Genomic DNA, 24,206 nt, shown 5'->3' on the forward strand with positions numbered 1-24,206 from the left:
CTCAGCCTTTCTGCGCGGTCGTGGCCACGCCGTCGAGGATGTAGCGCTGGCCGAAGGCGAACAGGATGATCATCGGCACCACTGCGATCACGCTGGCGGCGATCGCGATCTCCCACTCGTAATGGCCCGAGAGGGCGAAGGCGTCGATGATCTGCTTCAGGCCACGCGGCATCGTGAAGTACTCGGGGGTTTGCAGGTAGATCAGTGGTTTCATCAGGTCGGACCAGCTCGCCTTGAACTCGAAGACGAACACGATCACCAGGGCCGGCTTGCAGAGTGGGAACGCGATCCTCCGGAACAGGCCGAAGTAGCCGCAGCCGTCCACCCGGGCGGCCTCGAACAGCTCGCGGGGGATGCCGAGGAAGAACTGCCGCAGCAGGAAGATGTAGAAGGCAGACCCGAACAGGTTCTGTGCCCAGAGCGGGATCTGGGTGTCGATCATGCCCAGCTTGTTCCAGATCAGGTAGACCGGGATCATCGTCACCGCGCCGGGCAGCATCATCGTCGACAGCACGATGCCGAAGAGCAGGTTCCGGCCGCGGAAGCGGAAGTAGGCGAAGCCGAAGGCGACCGCCGCGCTCGACAGGGTGACCGTCGCGGCCGCCATGAAGCCGACGGTGAGCGAGTTCGTCAGCCAGCGCAGCACCGGTGCGGCGTCCCACACCTGGACGTAGTTCGACGGCTGGAAGACTGCCGGGATGAGCCGGTTGTCGAAGACCTGGGACCGTGGCTTCAGCGACGCCGAGACAAGCCAGACCAATGGGTAGACGAACGCGATCGTTGCCAGCGTCAGGAAGACGAAGAACGGCAGGCGCCGCCAAGGGATCCTCATCAGCGCTCCCCATGGTAGTAGACGTACCGGTTGCCGATGCGCACCTGGATGAAAGTGATCAGCAGGATGATCACGAACAACAGCCACGCCATGGCGGAGGCGAAGCCCATCTTGAAGAACTGGAAGGCGTTCTGGAACAGGTAGACCATGTACACCAGCGACTCGTCGGATGCCGTCGCCTTCTGCTGTGGTCCGTAGAACATCGTGTATGCCTGGTCGAACATCTGCATGGCTGCGATCGTGTTGGTGATCACGGTGAAGAACAATGCGCCGGAGATCATCGGCACCGTGATCCGGAAGAACCGCGTGACCGCTCCCGCCCCGTCGAGCTCAGCGGCTTCGTAGAGCTGCCGGGGTACGCCGTTCAGCGCGGCCAGGTAGATGACCACGGTGCCGCCGAGGGTCCATAGGCTGACGATGGCGAGGGACGGTTTGAGCCAGTGCGGATCGGCGGTCCAGTTCGGCCCGTTGATACCGAACCAGCCGAGGACCTTGTTGATCAGGCCCTGCTGACCGTTCAGGAGCAACAGGAACATCGCGCCTGCGGCGACGGCCGGCGTCATCTCCGGCAGGTAGAACGCCGTCCGGAAGAAGCCGCCCGCGCGGCCGACCCGTTGCAGCATCAGCGCCAGCAGCAGTGCGACGACTGTACCGATCGGGACGAACATCGCGGCATAGACGAAGGTGTTGCTGAGCGACTTGAGCACACGCGGGTCGTCGAACAGCTCACGGTAGTTGTCCAGGCCGACCGCGTGCGGCGTCTGGATCATCTGGTAGTCGGTGAACGACAGCACCAGGCTGGCGATCATCGGGCCCGCGGTGAAGATCAGGAACCCGAGAACCCACGGCAGCACGAACAGCCACCCGGCCCGGTCCTCCCGCTTGGCCAGCGGACTGCGCTTCGGCCGTCGGCGGCGCTCGGGCTCGGCCCGCCCGGGCGCCACCGCACGCTCGACAGTGGTCGTCATATGTCAGCCCTGGCTGGCCTTGTCAAAGGCAGCCTTGGCTTCTGCCTGGGCCTGGTCGAGGGCGGCCTGGGGGGTGGCCGACCCCGCCAGGGCCTTGGCGACGGCGCTCTTCCAGGCCGCGTCGATCTCGGCGCCGGCCGCAGACGGGTTCAGCGCCTTGGCTTTGTCGAGGATGTCGTAGTAGTTTTTGATGGCTGCGTCGAACCCGGCGTCACCAGTGGGTTTCAGGTACTTCGCCTTGATCTGGTCGTCGGCCGTCTTGTTCCCTGTGAACAGGCCGGTGAAGAAGCTCTTGTCCTTGGCGACGGTCTGCATCCGCGCCTCGGCGGCCTTCATCCAGGTGTCCGCCGACGTCACCGTCTTCGCCCATTGACAGGCGGCCTCGGCGTTCTTCGAGCCCTTCGGCACCACCCAGGCCGAGCCGCCGATCATGCTGATCGGCTGCCCCTTCCGGTCGGTGAACGGCGTCGACTGCAGTTGCAACCCGTTCGCCCGGGCGTCCAGCAGGACGTTGACGTACCAGTTCTCGATCGGGAAGGCGGCCAGTTGGTCCTTGGTGAACTGGTTCTTCGCGCCGAAGATGTCGAAGGTGTCGCGGAAGGTCTTGAAGTTCGACCAGCCGCCCTGGTCGTTGATCAGCTTGATCGTGTACTGCAGGGCCTCGACGGCCTTGGGGTCGTTGAGGTTCGGCGCGCCGCCGGACTTGACCAGTTCGGCGCCGTTGGCCATCGCCCAGAGCGGGAAGAAGTCAGGCATCTTCGGGTCGTAGCCGATCCGGGCCGGCCGGCCGTTCTTCGCGACGTACAGCTTCTTGGCGGTTGCCTCGAGCCTGTCCCAGTCGGTGGTCTGGATATCGCTCACCGGCACCCCGGCCGAGGCCAGCGACTTGCCGCTGATCAGGTTGACCTCGACGTTGTAGAACTCCGGAATGCCGTAGGTCTTGTCCTTCAGGCGGACCTCGTTCATGGCGGCGTCGCGATACTGTGTGGTATCGATTCCACTATTCTTGATGCAGTCGTCCAAGGGCTGGATTGCGCCCTTCGCGGCATAGGTCCCGATCAGGTTGCGGGGCATGTAGACGACATCGGGTGGGTTCCCGCTGGAGACCGCGGTGAGGAACTGCTGGGCGTCGAAGTCGCCCTTGTTGTTCTTCACCGTGACGCCCGGGAACGCGGCCTTGAAGGCGGTGATCCGGGACTGGGCCACCTCGTCCTCACCGCTGAAACCCATGATGTTCAGGGTCCCGGTCGGGGTCGAGCCGGCGGATCCGGAGTCGGCGTTCCCGCCGCCGGCGTCCTTGTTCCCGACGCCGGCGCAGGCGGTCAGCGCGAGCGAGCCGGCCGCCAGCATCACCGGAAGGCGCAGGTGCTTCATTGCGTTGCTCCTCATCTCGGCAGGGGACGAGCGCCCCTCGGCAGTGGGCGGACGCCTGGAATGTGGCATCGATGCCACATTCGATTGCAGGAACCGTAAGTGCGGGCGTGCGGAGTCGTCAAGGTGTCGCGGCGGAGCTTGTGGACGACGGGCGACAGGTCAGCGCGGTGCGGGACCGGTTGACCCGCGGACGATCAGCCTGGCGGGCACCCGGACGATACGCCGCTGCGGCGGGAGCTCGCCGCGGATCCGGGCGAGCAGCAGTCGGGCGCAGCTGCGCCCCATCTCGACGGTGCTCTGGTCGACGGTCGTCAGGGACGGCTGTACCAGCGACATCCATGGCACGTCGTCGTACGCGGCCAGGCTGATCTGGCGAGGGATCTTGACCCGGCGGTCTTTCAGCTCGGCCAACGCGCCGTGCGCGAGCACATTGTTCGCGGAGATGATCGCAGTGACCTCGTGGTCGTTCAGCAGCTTCCGGGTTGTCGCCTGGGCGGCGCCGGCGTCGAAGCTGGTGTACGCGATCAGGTCCTCGTCGAGGTCCACGAGGTAGTCCAAGTGTGCTGCGCGGAACCCTGCCAGTCGCCCGGCGCCGGTCGACCACTTGGTCTCGTCGATGAGCAGCCCGATCCTGGTGTGGCCGAGGTTGAGCAGATGTCCGGTCAGCTCGCGCGCGCCGGCCTTGTTGTCGCTGAGGACCACGTCACCCTTGGACCGGCCGAGCTCGCGGTCCGCGCACACCACATGGACGCCGTTGTCCTGCAGAAGTTGCGGACACTTGGCCGTCACCGGCGTGACGATCACCCCGGGCACCCGCATCGCCAGCAGCGTCTCGGCGGCACGCAGTTCCTCGGCCGGGTCGCCGTCGTCGTTGACGAGCACCATCTGGTACTGCGCCGCTCGCAGCTCCTCCTCGATACCGGCCGCCAGATCGGCGTAGAACGGGTTGCGAAGATCGGAGATGAGCACACCGATCGACGTCGAGGTGCGGCTGCGCAGGTTGCGGGCGTTGTGGTCGGTGACGTATCCGATCCGCTCGGCCGCGGCCTGTACGCGGGCCCGTACGGCGGGCGACGCGTAGCCGCGGGTGTGCAAGGCACGGGAGACGGTCGACGGTGATACCCCGGCTTCTCGCGCTACATCCTGCACCGTAGGACGTCGTACCGCCGGCTGTTGCGGTGTCGGTGACGGTGTCTGCGTCGAGGCCCGTGCCGCCTGCTGTCCCCGGGGGCTCATGGCCCGCAGTCTAGGCGTTCGTGGCGGACCTGTAGCGATTCCACGTATCCCTGATCGCAGCGAAGTCGTCCGGGCCGAAGTCATAGCGGTCCGTGTCCGTGCCATCGACGTAATACAGCGCAGGGACACCGAGAGCACCCTGGACCTGTAGGTAGTCGCGCCATTCAGCGTGGCTGGGCATCATCCAGCCGTCCGTGTCGATTCCAAGTTCAGGGACCACTGCGCGGACCACGCCCGCTCGGTAGGTCATGTGACGAGCGACATAGCCGGGGTCGGCGGTGTCGTCGCGCAGTACGTCGTTCAACCGGATCACGTCGGTCACGTCGAGGAAGGCCGGGTTCGGAGTATGTGTGACGACCAGCGCGTCGGGCTTGACCCGCTTGGCGCTGTCATAGACCAGTCGCAGTTGCTCATGGAGCAGAGCGGCTCCCCAGCGTGCCCCACTGTGTCGCAGCGAGGAGCCGGAGGGCGTCCGTGCGGTGAAGTCGACCTTGAACCCGTCGGCATCCAGTCCGTCCGCGGACAGCATGTACTCGACCGCCTCGGTGATCAGTTCGACGCATGCCGGCGCGTCCGCATCCAGTCCGACCGGACCGCCGGCGGCATCGGTGATGCAAGCCTCGACCGGAGCGCCCTCTTCGTCCCAGGCCTTCCACCACAGCAGCACCCGCTGTCCGGTCGCATGGCGCTGAGCGATCCACCCCTTGAGGTCCTGCCACTTCGTCGGATCTGGCCGGCAGGTCGCGTACGACGATTGCCACTTGTCGTCGATCACCACCGTCTCCGGCACGATGCCCTGATCGGCGAGTGTGCCCAGGAAGTGGTCGTAGTTGGCCTGAGTGGCCAGTGGCTGCGGCGCCTGATCCGTCCTGGCGCCCAGAGCGCACTGGGCACCCCACCCGCAGAAGATCGTGCCGCTCCACCAGTCGGCGGCCGGCGTCGTACGGGCGGGGACCACACCATGAGCGTCGAGCAGTTCGCGATGCCGGGTCAGCACCGCCTCCGGCGACTCACTGCCCAGGTGTACGACGAGAGTCGGCGTGTTGGAGGTGCCCTCGACAACGGTGTGTCCCTCGTAGTCGAGGCGCAGGCTGAAGCCGCCGGTGACCGGCAGGTATTGGTAGCTGGTGAACGTCTGCGCGGCGATCGGCGCCACCACACTGAGACCGAGCCACTGGTCGTCCAGCGCCGCTGCGAAGCACCACGGGGCGGGGGAGAACAACCAGCGTTCGATACCCGGCTCACCACCCTCACCGCACACACCGATCGTTGCGGGCTCCAGGGGGTCCCGCAGGACTCGTGTCGGGTGATCCGGATTCGGTGAGTACGCCAGCCGCAAGTGAGACCCGCTGGGCAGGAAACCTCGCGGGGTACGTCGTCCACCCAGCAGATGCGTCTCCGTGAGACGTCCCTTGCCAGTCACCGTCGTCTGCGTCTCGATCCGGTCCGCCAAGAACCGGGTTGTCGTGACGCGGCTCTCCCAGACGGTGCTGCGGGCGGTTGCAGTCACCACCAGCGCACCGTCCTCCTGCACCGACTCCAGGTCGATGTCGCCGTAGCTCTCGTCGTACCCGGTGGTGGTGTCCAACGAGGCGAACAGAAGCAGTGCGAACCAGGGCTGCCCACCGACGCCCCGCACGTCGGCATGGGCCTTGGTGGGATGGACGTCGACGGTGTAGTGACCGATCTTCAACGAAGGTCCTTTCAGGGCAGGCGTACGTCGACCAATGCCTCGGCCAACTGACCCAGGTATCGGCCCTCTCGGGTGACCGCGGCTGCGATCCGGGCACGTCGTACCGGCTGGTCGACGTGCGGTACGACGACGAACAGGTGGTCGTCGAGTTGCTCCGACTTCCACCCCGACGGCAGGACGAGCCGTGCGCCCGCACAACTCACCCGCACCTCGAACGGACGCCCGTCCACGGCGTCCACGCGGTACGGCGTGATCCGCACGGCACCGATGAACACCGGGTCCTCCGGCAGCAGCAACCCGCGGTGTGCCGCGGCAACCTCGTCCCCGAGGCTGGTCAGTGCGTCCAGATAGTCCGGCGTCACCGAACGGGGGTCCCAGTGACCAGAGATCATCAGCTCGGGCCGGAGCCGCTGGTAGAGCGCGGCCGAGGCCACGTAGTCGTCGGCTGCGAATGCGTTCGCGTACTGGAAGTTCGGAATCTCCGGTGAGCCGTCGGGCGACCAGCCGCCGGTCTGCTGGTCGCCGGTCGCCAGCACCTTCCGGCCGTTCACCTCGAACCCGATCGCGGAGGCGTAGAGCGTATGTCCCGGCAGCGCGTGCAGGTCGAGCTCGTACTCGCGCCAGCGGATGCCGGTACCGTCCGGGATGTGCCGTGCACACGGGATCGGGTCGTACCACAGACAGGGCAGGTCGTAGTGCGCCGGATTCTCCAGCACGTGGGCGACCGGACTGCTTGCCCACACCTCGGTCCCGTGTACCTCGCGCAGAAGGTTGAAGGCGGCGACGTGGTCGTCGTGGTAATGCGTCGGGATGGCCACCTCGACGCGATCGATGCCGTAGTCACGGCGCAGCGCTCGCAGGCTCGGTAGCCAGGGCCTGACCGTATGCCTGGGGCCGCCGGTCGGGATGCCTGTGGTCAGGTCGTAGCCGTAGTCGATCAGCAACGCGGAACCGGAATCGCTCAGCAGGGCGTAGCTACGCGATTCGCTGGTGCGGTTCATCAGCAGGTGCGGGCTGAGCTCGACGTACGGGCTCTCCAGCTTGTCGAGGAGACCGGTGGGTGTGCCGAGCCGGACCGCGACCAGGCGGCCGAGCGCGTCACACGTCCGCCGCACGGCATCAGCGGGGTCCGTCATTGGTGAACCATGACTGGGCAGCAGTGCTTGTGGCTGGTGATCCAGCAGTTGGACCAGAGACGCCATGGTCATCGCGGCGCCCTCCATGCCGACGTACGACCACTGCAGGGCTGCCGCTGACCAGACCCTGCCTGGGCTGTGCAAGAGGTCGCCGGTGAACGCATATCCGTTGACCAAGTAGGTAACGCTGCCCGGCGTGTGTCCTGGCGTTGGCAGTGTCAGCACGTCGAGGTGACCGATCCGGCGGAGGCTGTAGTCCTTCATCGCGCCGGCGATCGGCACGGACCCGAGCAGTGAGAACCGGTCGGTGTGCAGGTCGTAGTTGTTGACGACTCTTCGCCCCTGCCAGTGATGATCGGCGTCGGTGATGAGGTCCGCCTCGTTCTCCGGCACCCAGGCGCGTGCACCGCTCGCCACCAATCGCGGCAGCCCTTCCACCTGGTCGCGGTGATGGTGCGTGATCAGTACGTCGGTCACCGCGTCGACGCTGTACGACGCCAATTGGTCCAGCCAGGTACCGCTGCCGGCGTCGATCGCCACAGCGGTTCGCGTGGCTGGATCGACGAGCAGGTAGACCGTGCAACTGTCATCGACGGCGTAGAGATTCGCGCCGATCTGTCGGCTCGCCAGAGTCACACGCAGCAGCCTAGACACCCGTTAGCCAGGTCTGGCAAGTAGGTATGGCAACGATTCCATGATCTCGCCCGGCTGAGCTACGTCGCACCTGCAGCTGATCTCCGCCCATCCGAGCAGGCCGCGCAGAACAAGCGGTACAGGCCCAGACCGCGATCGCGGGCATCCCGCGCGACCGACACGTCGTCGGGGCGGATGGCGATCGCTCCCAGTGCGGCACCGATCTGATCGGCGAGCTGCTGCAGGTCGGCGTACCACGGCAGCCGTTGGTCGTACACGTTCTTCTGGATCTGCGTCCCCTGGCAAAACCCGCCACCCGGGTTTCCGGCTGGCGTGAACGGGCACCGCATCAGGGTCCCAACGAATCTGCTCAGGAGGTGGACGACGTGACGACGGCACGGGATCTGATGACGCCGGGCGCGGAGTGCGTGGGCGAGAACGAGAGCCTGACCGACGCGGCTCGCAAGATGCGGGACCTGGACGTCGGTGCACTGCCGATCTGTGGCGAGGACAACCGGCTGAAGGGCATGCTGACCGACCGCGACATCGTCGTGAAATGCGTCGCCGACGGCGGTGACCCGACGAAGACCACAGCCGGTGCGTTCGCCCAGGGGAAGCCGGTGACGATCGGGGCGGACGACTCCATTGAGGAAGCGTTGCGGACCATGGAGGCCCATCAGGTACGGCGGCTTCCCGTCATCGACGGTCATGACCTGGTCGGGATGCTGGCTCAGGCCGACGTCGTCCAGGCAGCCCCCGGCCGTGCAGGGCGCACGGTGAGCGAGATCTCCGAGCCCAGCTAGTGTCCTGACTCGGGCATCGCCCCCAGGCGTGGCTGCGCATTGCCCTTGGAGATGGGTGTGGTTGTCGTCCCACTCGATTCGACGACGAGAGTCGCGTCGGCGCAGTCGGGATCATCAGTTCGCTCGTCGTCGACAACCAGATCATCGACCTCGACCGGTCGCGACACGAGCTGGTCTACCACTGCATCGTCGTACCTGAAGCGGGCCGGGTGGTACGCCCGTCTCGCCCAGCTGTTGCTGGCGGCAATGATCGGGACAGCCGTCACCGCCGATCTGCTCAACCTCTTCGTCTGGTTCGAGGTCGGCTGCGAACCCCGAGGGCGAGGACCATCTCGGTCCACTGCGGCCAGCGCGGCTCCTGCTCGAGATCAGGTACCGACACGGTCGCTCGGTGGAGCATGCACTCGACCAGCGGCCCGTCCGCACCGGCCAGCTGGAATTCGTGGATCTCGGCGACGACCGGGTCCGTGACGGCCGGAACCTCCGTGCGGCTGCCGGCGGTTTGCAGCGTGACACCGGCGTAAGCGAGCCGGGAGCAGCCTTCAGCGACCTGTCCAAGGCCGGTTTGCGCCGAAGACTCGCCGACCTCGTCTCCGGGGTCTGTACTTCCCCGACCGATGCCTCTCACGTCCTCGTGAGGCACCGTGCCGGGCCGAGAACCCAGCCGATGCCGGGCGGTACCTGTGCCGGACGTACGCCGGTATGCCAAGCCAGAAAGCAACAAACCAGAGCAGAGCCGATGGAACGCTACCGGTACCAGGAACAGCGCGAACCCGAGACCTGATCGGCACCCTTCCGGTTTCGCAGGCTGCCTCGAAACTCCTTCGCCCGGAGCTCTTGCCAGCCCGGATCCCCAGCCGTACGGTCTAGCCAATCGATTTGCATAACCTGTCCCAGGGGGCCGAACAATGGATCTCAGACCCGTCAGCCGACGATCGCTACTGCTGGGCGCCGCGGGGGTCGCGGTCGCCGTGCCGGTGTTGCCGGCAGCCGCACAGGCGGTCCCCGAGGCCGGGCGGACACCGCTGTGGCAGCAGGCTGCGCGCAAGGGCATCGTGTTCGGATCGTCGATCGCCAGCTGGCAACTCGACGAGACCTATCCGGCGCTCTTCGCGCGTGAGGCGGGCCTGCTGTTCACCGAGGACGACCTGCTCTGGTACCAGCTCAAGCCCACGCCGACAGCCCCGCTCAACTTCGCGCCCGGCGACCAGATCGTGGCGTTCGCCGAGGCCAACCGACAGCTCACCATCGGTGCTCACCTTGCCTGGGACGAAGGCTTCGGGGACGGCTGGACCGAGGACGACCTGTGGGGTCTCGGCAAGACCGAGGCACGCAAGCTCCTGTACGGCGTGATCCGCGCGGAGCTCGCGCACTACCGGGGCCGGATGAACGGCTGGATCGTGGCCAACGAGGTGACGGACCCGAACGACACCGACAATTACGGGTTCCGCACGAACGTGCCGTGGTACAGCACCATCGGCCCGGGCTACATCGGTGACTCGTTCCACCTGGCCAAGGACAACGACCCGAAGGCGCTGCGCATCATCAACGAGTTCGGATTCGAGACCGAGAACGAGTTCGGCGACCGCGCCGAACCGCGCCGGAAGGCCTTCCTGAAGGCGATCGATCGGCTGCTGGATCAGAACGTTCCCGTCCAGGCGGCCGGCATCCAGGGCCACCTTCTCGCCGATGATTTCAGCAGCAAGTTCGACGAACGTGGCTACCGGGCCTTCCTGCGTGACCTGGCCGATCGCGGTCTGACGATCTTGGTCACCGAGCTCGACATCCTGGACGACGGTCTGCCCGCGGAGATCGGGCCCCGGGATCGCATGGTCGCCGACGTGTACCGCCGGTACCTCGATGTCACGCTGGACGAGAAGGCGGTGAAGGCGGTCGTCGCCTTCGGACTCACCGACCGCTACACATGGCTGGAAGAGGACCGGCCGCGGGAGGACGGCGCACCCCGCCGCCCGCTGGCGTTCGACAGTGACCTGCACCCGAAACCGGCGTACGCCGCGATCAGCCACGCCCTCCAGTACGCTCCGGAGCGTCGACAACTCTGGCGCCTCGAGAAGTAGAACGGATCACCGGCGCGTTCGCCGTACTGTCACGGCTCAGCCCTTCACGCCGGTCAGTGCGATGCCCTGCACGAACTGACGCTGGAAGACGATGAAGACGATGATCATCGGCAAGGTCGCGATCACCGACCCGGCGAACAGCAACGTCCACGACGTCCGGTTCTGTACGACGAACAGCGCGAGGCCGACCGGCGCGGTGATCTTGTCCGGGCTGGAGAGGATGATCAGCGGCCAGAAGAAGTCCTCCCACGCGCCCTGGAAGGTGAAGATCGCGTTCGCCGCGAGCGCCGGGAAGCAGAGCGGAAGGACGACGCTCCAGAAGATCCGGAACTCGCCGGCGCCGTCGACCTTGGCCGCCTCGAGCAGCTCGTCGGGGATGGACAGCATGTACTGGCGCAGCAGGAAGATGCCGAACGCGGACACGATGCCGGGCATGATCAAGCCCCAGTAGGAGTCGAGCCAGCCGTGGCCACCGCTGCCCAGCCAGTTGTTCCCGCCGAAGAACGGGATGTGCTGGATGATCAGGTAGTTCGGGATCAGCGTGACCTGTCCCGGCACCATCATCGTGGCGAGGAAGAGCACGAAGATCGCGTTCCGGCCGGGGAACTTGCGCTTGGCGAAGCAGTAGGCGCACAGGGCGTTGAAGAACGTCTGCAGGACCGTGATCGAGATCGCGACGAACGCACTGTTGGCGAACCATCGCCAGTCACCGTGGCCCTGGCCCTGCTGGGCATTGGTCAGGTCGCCGACGCCGAGGAACGACTTGTAGCCGTCGAGCGTCGGGTGTTGCGGGAACCAGTGCGGCGTCGAGGCGAAGATCTCGCCCATCGGCTGGAACGATGCACTGATCAGCCAGGCGAACGGCGCCACGAACAGGATCGCGATCGGCGCCAGGACCAGGTACGTCACCAGCTTCTGCCGGGCACTGAACTGCTGGTTGCCGTTCTTCGGCTTCTTCGCCGTCCGCACCGGCTCGACGATCGCCGGCGCCTCCGGGCGGACCTCGACCGCGCCGCTCATACCTCGGACCCCCTTCGGGCCAGGCGCAACTGGATCCCGGTGAACACGAGCAGCATCGCGAACAGCGCGAACGCCAGCGTGCTCGCGTATCCCATGTCGTAGTACTTGAATGCCCAGAGGTACATGTAGTAGACCATCGTCGTCGTCTTGTTGACCGGCCCGCCGCTGGTCATCACGAAGATCTGAGTGAAGACCTGCAGCGAGCTGATGATGCCCATCACGAGCAGGAACAACGTCGTCGGCCGGAGCATCGGGATCGTGATGTAACGCAGCCGCCGCAGCGCGCCGGCCCCGTCCAGCCGGGCCGACTCGTACAGTTCCTCGGGGATCGACTGCAGCCCGGCGAGATACACCACCATCGAGAACCCCACGCCGGCCCAGACGCTCATCAGGATGACGGCCGGCATGGCGAGGTTCTTGTCCGACAGCCACAGCAGCGGGTGGTCGATGAAGTGGCCCTTGAGCAGGTAGTAGTTGAAGAGCCCGTGGTCACCGTTGTAGAGCCACTTCCAGAGGATCGCCGAGACCACGAACGGCGTCACCACCGGGAGGTAGAACGCCGTCCGGAAGACGCTGCGCAGGCGCAACGGCAGGTTCAGCAGGAGCGCCAGCAGCAGCCCGATCGCCATCGAGATCGGTACGGACGCCCCACCGAAGTAGATCGTGTTCAGCACGGACTCGGCGAACCGCTCGTCGTGCACCATGTCGTGGTAGTTGGTGAGCCCAACGAACGGCTTGTCCGGTTCGATGATGCTCCAGCGGTGGAAGGTCAGGTAGAACGCGAACAGCAACGCGGCGAGCGTGAAGACCGAGAAGATCAGCAGACCCGGCAGCAGGAAGACGTACGCGGACCGTTCCTTCCAGATCCGGGCGGCGAGGCTTCGGCGGTTGACCTTGACCTCGTCCGGCCCGGCAGTCTGAATGTGTGTCACGGCCATCCCGGTCAGCGGGCCAGGATCGGGCGACCTTGCTGAGCCGCGTTGTCCAGCGCTTGGTCGGCCGTCTGCTCGCCGTAGATGGCCTTGCCGAGTTGCTCGTTGAGGATCGTCTCGACCCGCGGGAACTTCGGGTTGGCGATACCGGCGACGCCGCACTTCATCAGGTCGGCGAAGGGCTTGAGGACCGGCTTCGCCTTCTCCAGGTCGGGGCTGTTCAGCAGCGACTTGGTCGGCGGCAGGAGCGTTCCCTCGGTCTTGTACGTCCAGTTCACCAGGTTCTCGGGCTCGGAGAGGAACTCCATCCACAGCCACGCCGCGTCGGAGACCTTGGTCTGACTGAACATCACCAGCGAGTCGCCCGCGATAGTGGTCTTGCAGCCCGCACTGCCGTCCGGCAACGGCGCCGCCGCCCACTTCCCGTTGAGCTTCGGGTACTCGTCCGCGAGCGTGCCGGCGAACCAGGCACCCGCGACGTACATAGCGACGTCGCCCTGGGCGAACGCGACCCGGCCGTCGTAGGAGTTCGAGTTGAAGTAGTCCTTGGGTGAGTACTTGGCCAGGTTCACGTAATACTCGGCCGCCTTCTTGCCCGCCTCGCTGTCGAACGCGACGTCCTTGCCGTCGTCGGTCAGCGTGTTGCCGCCGGCCTGGAACAGCCACGGGTAGAAGTAGTACGCCGACTCGGACGCGAACATCTCGAAGCCGTACTTGCCCTTCGCGGTGTCAGTCAGCTTCTCGGCGTACTGCTGGAACTCGTCCCAGGTCTTCGGCGGGCCGCTGAGCCCGGCCTCGGCGAATCGGTCGGTGCGGTAGAACAGGCCCGTGGTCTCGCCGTCGAACGGCAGGCCCCACATCTTGTTGTCCCAGCTGACGAAGCTCTTGAACCCGTCGACATAGTCCTCCGGGGAGACCACCTTGCTGCGCTCCATGTAGTTGCCAAGGTCAACCAGTGCGCCGCGCGCGGCGTAGTCGCTGGTGTCGATCGCGTTGATGTAGGCGACATCCGGCGCGGTCTTGCCCGCGATCCTGGTGCTGAGCACCTGCGCGGCCTGCTCGGCCGGCGCGTTCTCGAACTTGATCGTGATGTTCGGGTGCTTCTGGTGGAACGTAGCCGCCAGCTTCTTCATCTGCGGCTCGCTGCCGACCCAGGAGAAGAACGTGACAGTCTGCGGCGTCGTGGGCTCCTGGACCTGCCCCTGGCCGGTGCCTGCATCGGTGCTTGCCTTCTTCTCGCCACTGCCGCACGCGGCGAGGCTCAGCGCGAGGGCCAGCACCAGTGCCGCGCCGACCGGGACGCGCCGGGACATGTGGAACTTCACCACATCAGCTCCCCTCTGCTCGATTGGCGAGACGGCCTCAGCGGCCCGCGCAAATCGATTGGCTACTTGGCGGGTAGCCTGGTCGAGCAGGGGGAGTTTGTCAATGGTTCCCAGCGGCGGGCCGAGCGGACCGGCGGACCGAAGTCCGGCGGGGACCGGGACTAGCGTCAAATCGATTTGCTCTCCACTACACTACCGGCATGTCGAGCGATACAGCCGAGGAGCGAGCGTCGGCATCACGGGTCACGATCGCCGAGGTGGCCGGCCGCGCCGGGGTCAGCCCCACCACGGTGTCTCACGTGCTGTCGGGTAAGCGTGTCGTGAGCGCAGCGACCCGGGACATCGTGATGGACGCGATCCGCGCGCTCGGCTACCGGCCGAATGTCGTGGCCCGCAATTTGCGCACCAGGCAGTCGCAGATGATCGCGGTCATGGTGCCGGACATCACCAATCCCTTCTACGCGGTGCTCACCCGCGGTCTCGCCGATGCGGTCGACGCCGCGGGGTACGGCACGTACGTCTGCAACACCGACGGCGTCCACGAGCGGGAGACGAAGTTCTTCCAGGACGTGATGGATCGTGGTGTGGACGGCATCGTCTTCGCGTCCGGTGAGACGGCCTCGCGGGTCACCTTCGGGCCGGCGGACCACCACACGCCCATCGTCTGCATCGGCGAACATCTGGATCACCCCCTGTGCGACGCGGTCATCCCTGATGACGGGGCCGGCTCACGTGCCGTGGGTGAGTTCCTGGCGTCTCGGGGCTACAAGCGGATCGCGATGATCCAAGGTCCGCTCAAGTACGGCGCCAACCGGACGAACGGGTTCCGCGCCGCGCTTCTGGCCGCCGGCCAGAAGGTCCCGGCCGAGCGGATGGTGCGCGGCGGCTGGACGCGTCGCAGCGGCTACGAGGCGATGGCGATCCTGATGTCGCGCCGGAACCGGCCGGACGCCGTGTTCTGCGCCAACGACCTGATGGCCATCGGGGCGATCGACCTCGCCCACGAGCTCGGGCTCGACGTTCCCGGCGATGTCGCGATCGCCGGGTTCGACGATGTCGATGCCGCCACCATCGTCACCCCGCAGCTGACCACCGTGCTCAATCCGTCGTATGAGGCGGGCAGCACGGCAGGGGAGCTGCTGATGAGCCGGATGGCCGGGCGCTACCGGGGCACCGGCCGGACCGTCGTCCTGCCCTGCCCGCTCGTCGCCCGGGGCTCGGCCTAGTGCCCTGCGTCGCAGGGCACTAGCCGATCGGGAAGGTGATCACCGCCTTCACGAAACCATCCGGCTTGTCGCGCAGGGTGGCGAAGGCGTCGCCGATCCGCTCGAGCCGGAAGCGATGTGTCACCAGGCCTTGCATCGACAGCTGTTTCGACGACAGCAGACGCAGGCCGACCTCCATGCCGCGGAGGATGACCCCGACGTCCCGGAAGTGTGCATTCACAATCGTGAAGGCCATCCAGTTCCAGTGCGCCAGGGGGATCGTTCGCTCCGGTCCCTGGTGGAACCCGACGATCGCGACCCTGCCGCTCATCCGGGTGGTCTCGCCCGTCGTCGTCAGCGCCTGCTGCGTCCCGGTGCATTCGAAGGTCAGGTCCGCCCCGCGCCCGTCGGTCAGCGACCGTACGACGTCGGGCAGGGACTCCTGCCGGACGTCGACGACCCGAGTCGCCCCGAACGCGGCGGCACGCGACAGCGCATCCGGTCTGGCGTCGGCCACGATCAACTGCCGCACCCCGCGGACCGCGACCAGCTTCTGCACCAGGTTGCCCATGAAGCCCGCACCGATGACGACGACATCGTCACCGAGCCGTACGTCGGCCGCCTCGACGGCGTTGACCGCGCACGCGATCGGCTCGGCGAGCACCTCGTCGAGCGGCAGGTGGTCCGTCGGGAAGCAGTACGCCGCCCGGACCGCGACGTACTCGGCGAAGCCGCGCTCGATGACCCACGTCCCGACCTGATCTCCCGGCACCAGGCCGGTGATGTCGGCTCCGGCCTCGACCACGACACCGCTGACCTCATGGCCCAGGTACCGGACCTCGCCGTCCGGCAGACCCTCGACCCAGGGCTCCAGCTCGGAGGCGCAGACTCCGGACACGGCGACCTTCACCAGGATCTCGTCCGGCCGGATCGCCGGGACCTCGGTCTCTTCGATCACGAAGCCTTCGCGGCCCCGCAGCGCGGCGATCTTCACCTGACCAGCCTCTCAGAGGTCGCCGTCGTGGAAGACCACGATCGAGTAGACGCCGAGTGTGTCCAAGGTGACCGCATGCACGCCGGCGTCGCGGCGGACCGCAAGGGCGGTCCGGCTGCCGTCGCTGGCGACCAGCGTGGCCCGCTCCTTGACCTTGGGCAGCCTGATCCGCACGGGCACGTCGGGAACCGCCCGCACGGCATCAGCGACCGGGTCGTAATCGTAGTTGAGGAGGTGCAGCGCATAGGAGCCGTCGGCAAGCAGTTGGATGTTCGCCGCAACCGGCACAGGTATCTCGACCTGACGGCCGTGCGGAAGTAGTTCATCCAGTACGGCGTGGTCGGCGGTCAGCACGTTCTCGGGCAGCTTCCCGGCGGTGCGGTCCGTCACGACGACGGTGCCACCGCCGGCGACGTAGCCCTCGATCGCACTCGCCTGGGCGTCCGTGAGCGCGTACACGTCCGGCAGGATCACGGTCGAATATCGCGCCAGCGCCTCGGCCGACGCGCGGTCCGGGGCAGTGACGCCGTCTGCCCAGATCACCACGTCGAACGGTACGGCGCTACTGGCCAGTGTGCTCGTGACGACGCGGTACGGCACCACGACGGACTCGTCCCTCGCGTTGGTCGTGTTGTCGCTGGTATCGGCCTTTCCGACCAGTTCGCGGGTGCTCTCGACGCTGAAGACCACGGCGACGTCGTTGACGGTACGCCGCGTGAACAGCTGCTCGTGGTCGGCGAGGAAGGCCTGAATCCCGGTCGCCAACTGGTGGGGTGCGTAGAAGGAGTCCTCGATGACACTGCCCATCCAGGATCCGTACGGCACCGACATGTTGGCTCCGAGCGCCGCCGCCTCGAACAGTGAGAGCCGGAAGAGGTCATGCCCCTTGCCCTCGGCAAGCAACCCGATCAGTTCGGGGATCACCCCGCCGTACGGGTTCTCCACCACGACCACGTCCTTGTCGCCGGCGAATGCCGCGACGTAGCGGTACCACTCGGGCTGGCGGTACGTGGTGTTACGCATCTCGGTGATGACCAGGTCGACGTCGTCGGCCAGGGCGAGGTACATCGGCTCGAGGTTGAAGAAGTTGCCGCTGACAATGATCTCGCGACCCGTCGAGCGTGCGTACGCACGGGCGTAGTCGGCGAGCTCACCGAAGTACTTCTTGATCGACCGGCACTGGAATGCGTAGTACTGACCGAACAGAGGTGTCGACTCCCGGCCGTCCTTGAAGTCGTAGCCCTGCCCGAGCAGCCAGTCCCCGTAGTGGAAGGTCGACAGATCGACCCCAGCCAGAACGGCCGGGGGGTGCTCCTCGAGGTAGGCGCGGAAGCCCTTCATGCAGTCCTTGCAGAAGCAGGCGCCGTACTGGAAGGCGCCCATCGGCAACTCGGCCTCGTCGAGCTGGATGCCGTCGACCCCGGCGTCGATCTGGATCCGGATCACGGCCTTGAGGTACTCGCGCCATACCGGGTTGTTGCGGTCCATGTAGTAGCACTGGTGCTCGCGGTCCGGACACTCCACCCAGTGCGCGTGACACGGCTGCTGGTGGATGTCGCGGACCACGCACTCTTCGATGAGGTCGACAACCGGCTCGCCCTCGCTGTTGACCAGGCCCTGCGGGAAGTAGTGCTCGACCGGCTTCCACAGCTTCGGGTACCGGTTCGACGAGAACTCGCGCAGGCCCATCCAGCCGCGCTTGCCGGCACCGCGCAGCTCGTTCAGTGCGAGTACGGCGTCCTCCTCCTCGGACAGCTCGACCGGAAACTCCCAGCCCTGCGCCTCGAACACGATGCCGAGCACCTTGATGCTCTGCTGGTGGCACGCCGCGATGAACTCACTGTCGTTGACGAATCCGTAGAACCGCGAGCGGGCGTCGACCGGCCCGAACGCCTCCTGCTCCAGGTACGGCAGCGACAGCGACCCGCCTCCCATCGACGCCCACACCAGCACCGTGGCACGGAAGTCGACCAGGTCGTCGACCATCCGCAGCCGGCGCGGTGGCAGGCTCGGGTGGTAGCAGTGCTGACGGGGAAACCACGCATCGAAGTACACACCGCGCTGCATCGGGGTCCTCTCGGGTCAGACGTTCGCGTACTGGTTCCCGGCCAGGTCGCGCCCGCGGGCGAGCCAGATCTTCCAGCCCTCGTTCTGCGGCACATCTTGCATCAGCACCGAGGAGGGGAAGTAGCGCATCGTGTAGCCGGTGCGCCGGATCGGGCTGGTGTTGGCTTTCGCGCCGTGCACGATCCGGCCGTCGTGCATCGAAAACTGGCCGCGCGGAAGCTCGAAGTCGACTGCTCTGGATTCGTCGACCTCCGCGAGCTGGGCGTGGAAGGTCTGCGTCGTCAGATCGGCGGGCACGTAGTTCTGCGAGAACCCGCCGTTGAGGTGGCTGCCCGGGATGACCCGCATGCAGCCGTTCTCGCGTGTGCTCGGGTTCTCCAGCGCCAGCCAGATCGTGACGATGTGATCGTAGGCGTCGAACCTGCCCTCCCAGAACGCGCTGTCCTCGTGCCAAGGCGTCGCCCGGCCGGTGAAGGGATCCTTGGAGATGAAATGGCTGGACCACAGCGCGATGTCCGGGCCGACCAGAGGCTCGATCCAGTCGAGGACCTGGTCGGAGAGCAGGAAGTCCAGCAGCCGCGCGTCGCGGTAGTGCGGGGTGTCGAGTTCGTCGGACAGCTTGTCGCCCTTCTGGTCCAGATGCTCGTTGAAGATGGCCTCGAGCCCAGCCAGCCGGTCCTCGCCGAACATCGGCCGGCCCGGGAGCAGATAACCGTTGGTGCGGAAGAACTCCACGTCGTCGTCGGTCAGCACGGTCACGTCCTTTCCTGGATGATGCTGCGCTCGCTAAGCCTGCTGCAGCGCTCGGATGATGTCGACGAACAGCTCCATGTCCTCGATGTAGTCCTCGGGTGTCGTCTTCGGCGTACCGCCACTGGTGACGACGTCGTGGAAGTACTCGAGCTCGTGGGTGTACGGGTCCTTGAGGTGCGGCCGGATCACCGACCGCTCGTAGGAGTCGCCGTCGGTCCGCTCCAGCTCGAGCACGGTCGGGAAGTGCCGGACGTACGGCGTGTCGTACTGGATCCGCAGCGACGCGGCGGCGCCGTACACCTCGATGTGCGCGTCGAAGCGGAGCTGGTCGTCGACGCCAGTTTCGTAGGTCACCACGAAATCGTCGTACTCGAGCAGCGCGACGACGTACCCGCCCTGGCGCCAGGTCCTGGCGGCGGCGACCTTCGTCGGCCGGCCGAGCAGCTCGCGCATCGCCGAGAGATCGTGGCTTCCGAGCCCGCAGAGCAGACCGTAGGTCCCGGCGAGCTCCTCGGACACGTCGCCGAGCGCTTCGCGGACCAGCGTTGCCCGCCGGGCCCACTTCTCGTCGATCGCGTCCTGCGGGATGTCGTCCGGGCGATCGACGTACGCGGTCCGGTCGACGATGAGCCTGTTCTCGCCGATCACGTCGTGGACGCGGGCGTAGCGGATCGGGCCCAGCTCGGGAAGCTTGCGGACAGCCTCGGTGAAGGCCGGTGCGAAGCGGCGCATGTAGGCCACCATCACCGTCCGGCCCGACCGGTCGCGGGCCGCGATGATCTCCGCGGCCTCCCGCGGGCTCAGGCACATCGGCTTCTCCACGAGTACGTCGAGGCCGGCGTCGAGAGCCGCCACCGTGCATTCGGCGTGGTACTCGTCGCTGTTGAGGACCAGGACGCAGTCGAGCCCGCCTGCCGCGATCATCTCCGCCGCGCTGGTGTAGCGGCGTTCCACCCGGTAGCGATCACCGACCCGCTTGACCAGACCCGGCGAGATATCGCAGACGGCCGCCAGCTCGTAGCGGTCCGGCAGCGACTCGATGACGGGAAGATGGATGACCTGGGCGACCTCTCCCAGCCCGATCATCCCCACACGCAGCTTGCTCAATGGTCGGCCTCTCGTCGTGGTCGGGCGCGCTCTCCGTCAGTGGAAGCAAATCGTTTTGTGCCAAGCTAGAGCCTGGCCGGTCACTCGGTCAATGCGGTCCATGCGCCGAGTCACGGAAGACGTGCGAGGCGTTCCAGGAACAACTCGCGGAACGCTGCGGCATCCACCGCGGTGGCGATCCGGCAGTTGGGCGCCGGCGGGTTCTCCCACATCAGCAGGTCGGCGATCGCCACGCCCCGGGTCACCCGCCCGGCCGTCTCGACGGCGACGTACGCGTCTCGCCAGGTCACGAGGTCAGGATGGCTGACCAGCGCCACCGCCAAGGGGTCGTGCAGGGCACAACTTCCCTGCTCGAGCTCCTCCTGCGGTTTGACGCGCTCCTGGAACGAGATCCAGGCCTCGGTGTGCTCGGCGGCCCGCCGGCCGAACTCACCGCCCGATGCGAGCTCGCGGGCGTCTGCTCGACACAGCCGCACCTTGCGGGTGACGTCAAGACCGACCAGCCGCAGCGGTGCGCCGCTCTTGAGTACTACGTCCGCCGCGTGCGGATCGCACCAGAAGTTGTACTCACCCGGCATCCAGCCGACATTCGTCTGCTCGAGGTACACCCCGCCCATGACGACGATCTCCCGTACCGCGGTCGCAAGGCCTGGCTCCAGCATGAGTGCCACGGCCAGATTCGTCAGGGGTCCGATCGCGACGACGGTGATCTCGCCGGGCTCGGCCATGACACGCCGGATGATCTCCACGGCCGCGTACGGCGCTTGGACGGGACCGGTCGCGAGTGGTTGGGCCGGGTTCCGCAGACCGGGGTCGAGTGGCGCCGACGCGCCCGTGACGACGGGGATGTCGGGACGTCCTAGAACCTCCAGGAGCTCTCTGGTGAGCCGCGTGGACGTCGCCACGTCACTGTTGCCGCCGACGGTGGTGATCAACTCGAGTTCGATGCCGGGCTCGGCAATGGCCAACGCGAGCGCAAATCCGTCGTCGACATCGGATCCGGGGGCACCCATCGCCAGGTCCGTGTCGAGCACGATGCGCAGGGTTTCCATAGCTCTCCTCGACGCCGGATCGCCCTACGGTAGCCAATCGATTTGCATCCTGCCAGTGCAGGTCCGCCGCGGCTGTTGGCCTTCGGCGCCGAGAGGGAGCTCCGAGTCAGCGGCCTCGATGAGCTCGACGACGTTCAACGTCTGGCATCTGATCGGTTTGGGTGCCGGGTACCGCGTCAGTATGCGTCTAGGAGTGTTGGACATCGGGTCGAACTCGGCGCAGTTGCAGATCGTCGACGTCACCGCCGGCGCTCCGCCGCTGCCTGCCCTGGCTGTGAAGACACCGACGATGCTGGGTGAGGAGATCACCGCGGACGGATCGATCAGCCGGACCGGGATCGATCGAGTGGTCGGCGCGGTGACCCGTTCGATGCGTGTCGCCGTACAGCAGCAGGTGGATCAGGTGTATCCGTTCGTGACGTCCGCGGTCCGCGACGCCGCCAACCGGGGCGAGGTGATCGAGGCGATCGAGGTGGGTGCCGGCGTCCGTCCGCAGTACCTGACTGGTGAGGAAGAGGCACGCCTCACCTATCTGGCGGCTCATCGCTGGTACGGCTGGTCGGCAGGACGGCTGCTGCTGATCGACATCGGTGGCGGGTCTATGGAGATCGTGCTGGGGCGTGACGCCGAGCCCAATTTGGCGATCTCGGTGCCGCTGGGTGCGGGTCGGTTGACGCGGAAGTTCCTGCCCGTCGATCCGCCCCGGAACAAGCACCTGAAGGCGTTGCGACGTCATGTTCGCGACACCTTGGGCGAGGTGGTCGACCGGTTGCGCTGGGAGGCCGGCCCCAGCCGGATCGTCGTCACGTCGAAGACGTTCAAACAACTCACTCGGTTGAGTGGTGCTCCCGCGCAACGGAAGGGCCCGTTTGTCACGCGCCGGCTGGATCGCGCTGACATCGAGGCGTGGATCCCGCGGCTTGCCGCGCTGCCCGCTGCCGACCGAGCCAAGCTGCCGGGCGTCTCCAGCTCGCGCGCCCGTCAGATCCTCGCTGGTGCGGTGATCGCCAACACGACGTTGAAAGCGCTGGATGTCGGCAGCGTCGATCTTTGTCCATGGGCATTGCGCGAAGGCATTATTCTGCGCCACGTGGAGACGATCACCTCCCACTCCGAGCTGCCGCTGCAGGCGGTCACCCCAAGTCCGGCACCCGAAGACGACCAAGCCATCGTCACCCAGCTGCGGCAGTGACTTACCTGGACACCGAAGACGCCGAGGACGTCGGAGATCCCTAACCGAAGACGCGCCAGGAGCTGTACCGCGAGGCGCAGAAACGCGGGATACCCGGACATTCCAAGATGGGACGCGACGAGCCCTCCGTCGCTGAACCGCCCTGCTGCCGGTGCGCACGAACTATCCTGACCCGGCGCGTCGCGCTCAGTGGGGCAGTTTGCGGGTCTCGACCAACTGCTGGGCGACGTCGCGGAGTTTGGTGTTGGTGTCTTGGGAGTAGCGGCGCAGGACGGCGAACGCCTGATCGCCGGTGATGTCGAAGCGCTCCATCAAGATTCCCATCGCCTGGCCGACCAGCTTGCGGGCATCCACCGCCTGAGCCATGGACTCCTCGTTCCGGGCGGTGGCAACCGCCACCGAGGCGTGCCGGGCCAGGATGTGGGCGATCGCTTCGTCGTCGACCGTGAATGCTTTCGGCTCGGTGCTGTAGAGGGACAGGACGCCGGTGGTGCGGTCGCTGACAGTCATCGGGACGTGGAGCGCGCTTCCGATGCCGGCGTCGGCGGCCGCGGATTGCCAGCGCGGCCAGCGTTCGTCGGTCGCGACGTCGGGAACGGTGATCGTTTCGCCGGACAGTGCGGTCAGCATCGGGCCTTCATCGGTCTCGATCTGGAACCGGTACAACGTGTCCACGACCGGGTCGGTGGTTGCCCCGATCTCCGCGCGGCCGCCGCGGGTCGCGAGCGCGACGCCGGCATGGGTGCAGTTGGCGGCCTGTATCGCGAACTGCACCACTGTCTCCAGGGTTTCGTCCACTCCGGGAGCATCGTGTAACTCGATCGCGAACTGCGCGAACGTACCGGCGTCGAACGCCTCGGCGGGTTCTGACAGGGCCATCTCGGTCTCCAAGCGGGATGCGATGTAGGTGTGCACCCCGGGCGGCCGACACGGCCGATGGCGTGGTGCTAGCTCTGGCCACGGATCTGGTCATTGATACGCAGGGCTTCTGCGAGCTGATCTTCCAGAATGATGATGCGGCAGGCCGCCTCGAGTGCGGTGCCCTGGTCGACGAGTTGACGGGCCCTGGCCGCGAGCTGCAACTGGTACCGCGAGTAGCGGCGATGACCTCCGTCGGAACGCTGCGGGTTGATCAGTTTTGCCTCGTCCAGGCTCCGCAGGAACCCCGGGGTGGTGCCGAGCATCTCGGCTGCCCGGCCCATCGTGAACGCGGGGTAGTCGTCATCGTCGAAACTGGCCGGCCCGGCTCCCGGATCTGAACTCATCGGGCACTCCATGTGTGTCTGGGGTCATCGAGCCTCCGTGCCGAAGCCCGGTGCATTCGCACCGGCGCGCATGGGTTTGGATTGTCACCAACTACTCGGCCGTCAAGTCGACAAGGTCGTTACTAGCTACGTCAGCTTCGGTGTTGTTCTCTGGCAGCATCAATAATACTACCTCTGCCGAATGACAATGTCTACACTCGTCATGATAGATATTGCATGAGTCTCTGAGTAGGTACGACACTGCGGAGATTGTTGTCGGCCGTGGAAGACGCGCGCTGACGGCGTCAGCGCGCGTCCGAGCTCCAAGTCAGATTTCGGCCTCGCGCAACAGGAGGTCACATGAAGGCGCTGACCTGGCAGGGAAAGCGGCAGATCGGGTACGACGAGATGCCGGATCCGCGGATCCAGGAGCCGGACAGGCGGAGTACCTGCTCGATCCCTGATTTCTCCGCGGACGAGGTGATGGAGGACGTGCGCCAGCAGGGACAGTTGCGGCACGCCGTGGTCATCACCGATGTACCGGTCACCTGATGACAGCCGA

General features: G+C 66.4%; 24 protein-coding genes. 5 read left to right on the forward strand and 19 right to left on the reverse strand.

The window, feature by feature from the left end:
- Position 1: 1 nt before the first annotated feature.
- From AB0E69_RS33705 to AB0E69_RS33735, 7 genes are all read right to left on the reverse strand, one after another.
- Positions 2-832, reverse strand: a complete 831-nt coding sequence (locus AB0E69_RS33705; protein ID WP_360155605.1) for a carbohydrate ABC transporter permease — start codon at positions 830-832, stop codon at positions 2-4.
- The gene (locus AB0E69_RS33710) at positions 832-1,800 is read right to left on the reverse strand and encodes a sugar ABC transporter permease (protein WP_360155608.1); all 969 of its coding nucleotides are present in this window, start codon (positions 1,798-1,800) and stop codon (positions 832-834) included. The genes AB0E69_RS33705 and AB0E69_RS33710 overlap by 1 nt, the downstream gene beginning before the upstream one ends.
- Before the next feature lie 3 nt (positions 1,801-1,803).
- Entirely contained in the window at positions 1,804-3,174 is a 1,371-nt protein-coding gene (locus AB0E69_RS33715) for an extracellular solute-binding protein (protein WP_360155611.1), read from the reverse strand.
- Between the two features lie 159 nt (positions 3,175-3,333).
- Positions 3,334-4,410: a LacI family DNA-binding transcriptional regulator gene (locus tag AB0E69_RS33720; protein ID WP_360155615.1), complete on the reverse strand. Its 1,077-nt coding sequence runs from the start codon at positions 4,408-4,410 to the stop codon at positions 3,334-3,336.
- Positions 4,411-4,420: 10 nt separating this feature from the next.
- Entirely contained in the window at positions 4,421-6,103 is a 1,683-nt protein-coding gene (locus tag AB0E69_RS33725) for a hypothetical protein (protein WP_360155618.1), read from the reverse strand.
- An 11-nt stretch (positions 6,104-6,114) separates the two neighbouring features.
- Positions 6,115-7,875 carry an MBL fold metallo-hydrolase gene (locus tag AB0E69_RS33730; protein ID WP_360155621.1) on the reverse strand — a complete coding sequence of 587 codons (1,761 nt, stop codon included), beginning with the start codon at positions 7,873-7,875 and terminating at the stop codon, positions 6,115-6,117.
- Positions 7,876-7,952: 77 nt separating this feature from the next.
- Entirely contained in the window at positions 7,953-8,150 is a 198-nt protein-coding gene (locus AB0E69_RS33735) for a hypothetical protein (RefSeq protein WP_360155624.1), read from the reverse strand.
- A 108-nt stretch (positions 8,151-8,258) separates the two neighbouring features.
- Here AB0E69_RS33735 and AB0E69_RS33740 point away from each other — a divergent pair, with 108 nt between their 5' ends.
- A complete protein-coding gene (locus AB0E69_RS33740; protein WP_360155627.1) occupies positions 8,259-8,675 on the forward strand; it encodes a CBS domain-containing protein in 417 nt (138 codons plus the stop codon).
- Here AB0E69_RS33740 and AB0E69_RS33745 read toward each other — a convergent pair.
- Together AB0E69_RS33745 and AB0E69_RS33750 are read right to left on the reverse strand one after the other, a co-directional pair.
- Positions 8,672-8,941 (reverse strand): hypothetical protein, encoded by a 270-nt coding sequence (locus AB0E69_RS33745; protein WP_360155630.1) that lies wholly within the window; start codon positions 8,939-8,941, stop codon positions 8,672-8,674. The two genes, AB0E69_RS33740 and AB0E69_RS33745, sit on opposite strands and share 4 nt — an antisense overlap.
- 11 nt (positions 8,942-8,952) lie before the next feature.
- Positions 8,953-9,303 carry a hypothetical protein gene (locus AB0E69_RS33750; protein ID WP_360155633.1) on the reverse strand — a complete coding sequence of 117 codons (351 nt, stop codon included), beginning with the start codon at positions 9,301-9,303 and terminating at the stop codon, positions 8,953-8,955.
- Between the two features lie 280 nt (positions 9,304-9,583).
- Here AB0E69_RS33750 and AB0E69_RS33755 point away from each other — a divergent pair, with 280 nt between their 5' ends.
- Positions 9,584-10,753, forward strand: coding sequence for an endo-1,4-beta-xylanase (locus AB0E69_RS33755; RefSeq protein ID WP_360155636.1), 1,170 nt, complete (start codon positions 9,584-9,586; stop codon positions 10,751-10,753).
- Positions 10,754-10,789: 36 nt separating this feature from the next.
- On the opposite strand, the gene AB0E69_RS33760 is transcribed toward AB0E69_RS33755, so the two are convergent.
- From AB0E69_RS33760 to AB0E69_RS33770, 3 genes are read right to left on the reverse strand one after another with little or no spacing between them, the layout of a single operon-like run.
- Entirely contained in the window at positions 10,790-11,773 is a 984-nt protein-coding gene (locus AB0E69_RS33760) for a carbohydrate ABC transporter permease (protein WP_360155639.1), read from the reverse strand.
- Positions 11,770-12,705, reverse strand: coding sequence for a sugar ABC transporter permease (locus AB0E69_RS33765; protein ID WP_360155642.1), 936 nt, complete (start codon positions 12,703-12,705; stop codon positions 11,770-11,772). The genes AB0E69_RS33760 and AB0E69_RS33765 overlap by 4 nt, the downstream gene beginning before the upstream one ends.
- An 11-nt stretch (positions 12,706-12,716) precedes the next feature.
- A complete protein-coding gene (locus AB0E69_RS33770) occupies positions 12,717-14,033 on the reverse strand; it encodes a sugar ABC transporter substrate-binding protein (RefSeq protein WP_360155645.1) in 1,317 nt (438 codons plus the stop codon).
- 197 nt (positions 14,034-14,230) lie between these two features.
- Between AB0E69_RS33770 and AB0E69_RS33775 the strand changes: the two genes are divergently transcribed.
- The gene (locus AB0E69_RS33775; protein WP_360155648.1) at positions 14,231-15,256 is read left to right on the forward strand and encodes a LacI family DNA-binding transcriptional regulator; all 1,026 of its coding nucleotides are present in this window, start codon (positions 14,231-14,233) and stop codon (positions 15,254-15,256) included.
- 19 nt (positions 15,257-15,275) lie between these two features.
- On the opposite strand, the gene AB0E69_RS33780 is transcribed toward AB0E69_RS33775, so the two are convergent.
- From AB0E69_RS33780 to AB0E69_RS33800, 5 genes are all read right to left on the reverse strand, one after another.
- A complete protein-coding gene (locus tag AB0E69_RS33780) occupies positions 15,276-16,229 on the reverse strand; it encodes a zinc-binding dehydrogenase (RefSeq protein WP_360155651.1) in 954 nt (317 codons plus the stop codon).
- A gap of 12 nt (positions 16,230-16,241) precedes the next feature.
- Positions 16,242-18,296, reverse strand: a complete 2,055-nt coding sequence (locus AB0E69_RS33785) for an alpha-amylase family protein (protein ID WP_360155654.1) — start codon at positions 18,294-18,296, stop codon at positions 16,242-16,244.
- Positions 18,297-18,311: 15 nt separating this feature from the next.
- Complete coding sequence (locus AB0E69_RS33790) at positions 18,312-19,055, reverse strand: phytanoyl-CoA dioxygenase family protein (RefSeq protein ID WP_360155657.1); 744 nt, start codon at positions 19,053-19,055, stop codon at positions 18,312-18,314.
- 27 nt (positions 19,056-19,082) lie between these two features.
- Complete coding sequence (locus tag AB0E69_RS33795; protein WP_360155660.1) at positions 19,083-20,156, reverse strand: Gfo/Idh/MocA family oxidoreductase; 1,074 nt, start codon at positions 20,154-20,156, stop codon at positions 19,083-19,085.
- 110 nt (positions 20,157-20,266) lie between these two features.
- Positions 20,267-21,208: a nucleoside hydrolase gene (locus AB0E69_RS33800; protein WP_360155663.1), complete on the reverse strand. Its 942-nt coding sequence runs from the start codon at positions 21,206-21,208 to the stop codon at positions 20,267-20,269.
- Between the two features lie 118 nt (positions 21,209-21,326).
- Between AB0E69_RS33800 and AB0E69_RS33805 the strand changes: the two genes are divergently transcribed.
- Entirely contained in the window at positions 21,327-22,400 is a 1,074-nt protein-coding gene (locus AB0E69_RS33805; RefSeq protein WP_360155666.1) for a Ppx/GppA family phosphatase, read from the forward strand.
- 186 nt (positions 22,401-22,586) lie between these two features.
- Here the strand turns inward: AB0E69_RS33805 and AB0E69_RS33810 are convergent, their stop codons facing one another.
- Together AB0E69_RS33810 and AB0E69_RS33815 are read right to left on the reverse strand one after the other, a co-directional pair.
- Positions 22,587-23,279, reverse strand: a complete 693-nt coding sequence (locus AB0E69_RS33810) for a GAF and ANTAR domain-containing protein (protein ID WP_360155669.1) — start codon at positions 23,277-23,279, stop codon at positions 22,587-22,589.
- 68 nt (positions 23,280-23,347) lie between these two features.
- The gene (locus AB0E69_RS33815) at positions 23,348-23,665 is read right to left on the reverse strand and encodes a MerR family transcriptional regulator (RefSeq protein ID WP_360155672.1); all 318 of its coding nucleotides are present in this window, start codon (positions 23,663-23,665) and stop codon (positions 23,348-23,350) included.
- Between the two features lie 339 nt (positions 23,666-24,004).
- Here AB0E69_RS33815 and AB0E69_RS33820 point away from each other — a divergent pair, with 339 nt between their 5' ends.
- Positions 24,005-24,196 carry a hypothetical protein gene (locus AB0E69_RS33820; RefSeq protein ID WP_360155675.1) on the forward strand — a complete coding sequence of 64 codons (192 nt, stop codon included), beginning with the start codon at positions 24,005-24,007 and terminating at the stop codon, positions 24,194-24,196.
- Positions 24,197-24,206 lie beyond the last annotated feature (10 nt).

It is taken from the genome of Kribbella sp. NPDC026611 (assembly GCF_040638345.1).
In the GTDB taxonomy this organism is placed as follows: Bacteria; Actinomycetota; Actinomycetes; order Propionibacteriales; family Kribbellaceae; genus Kribbella.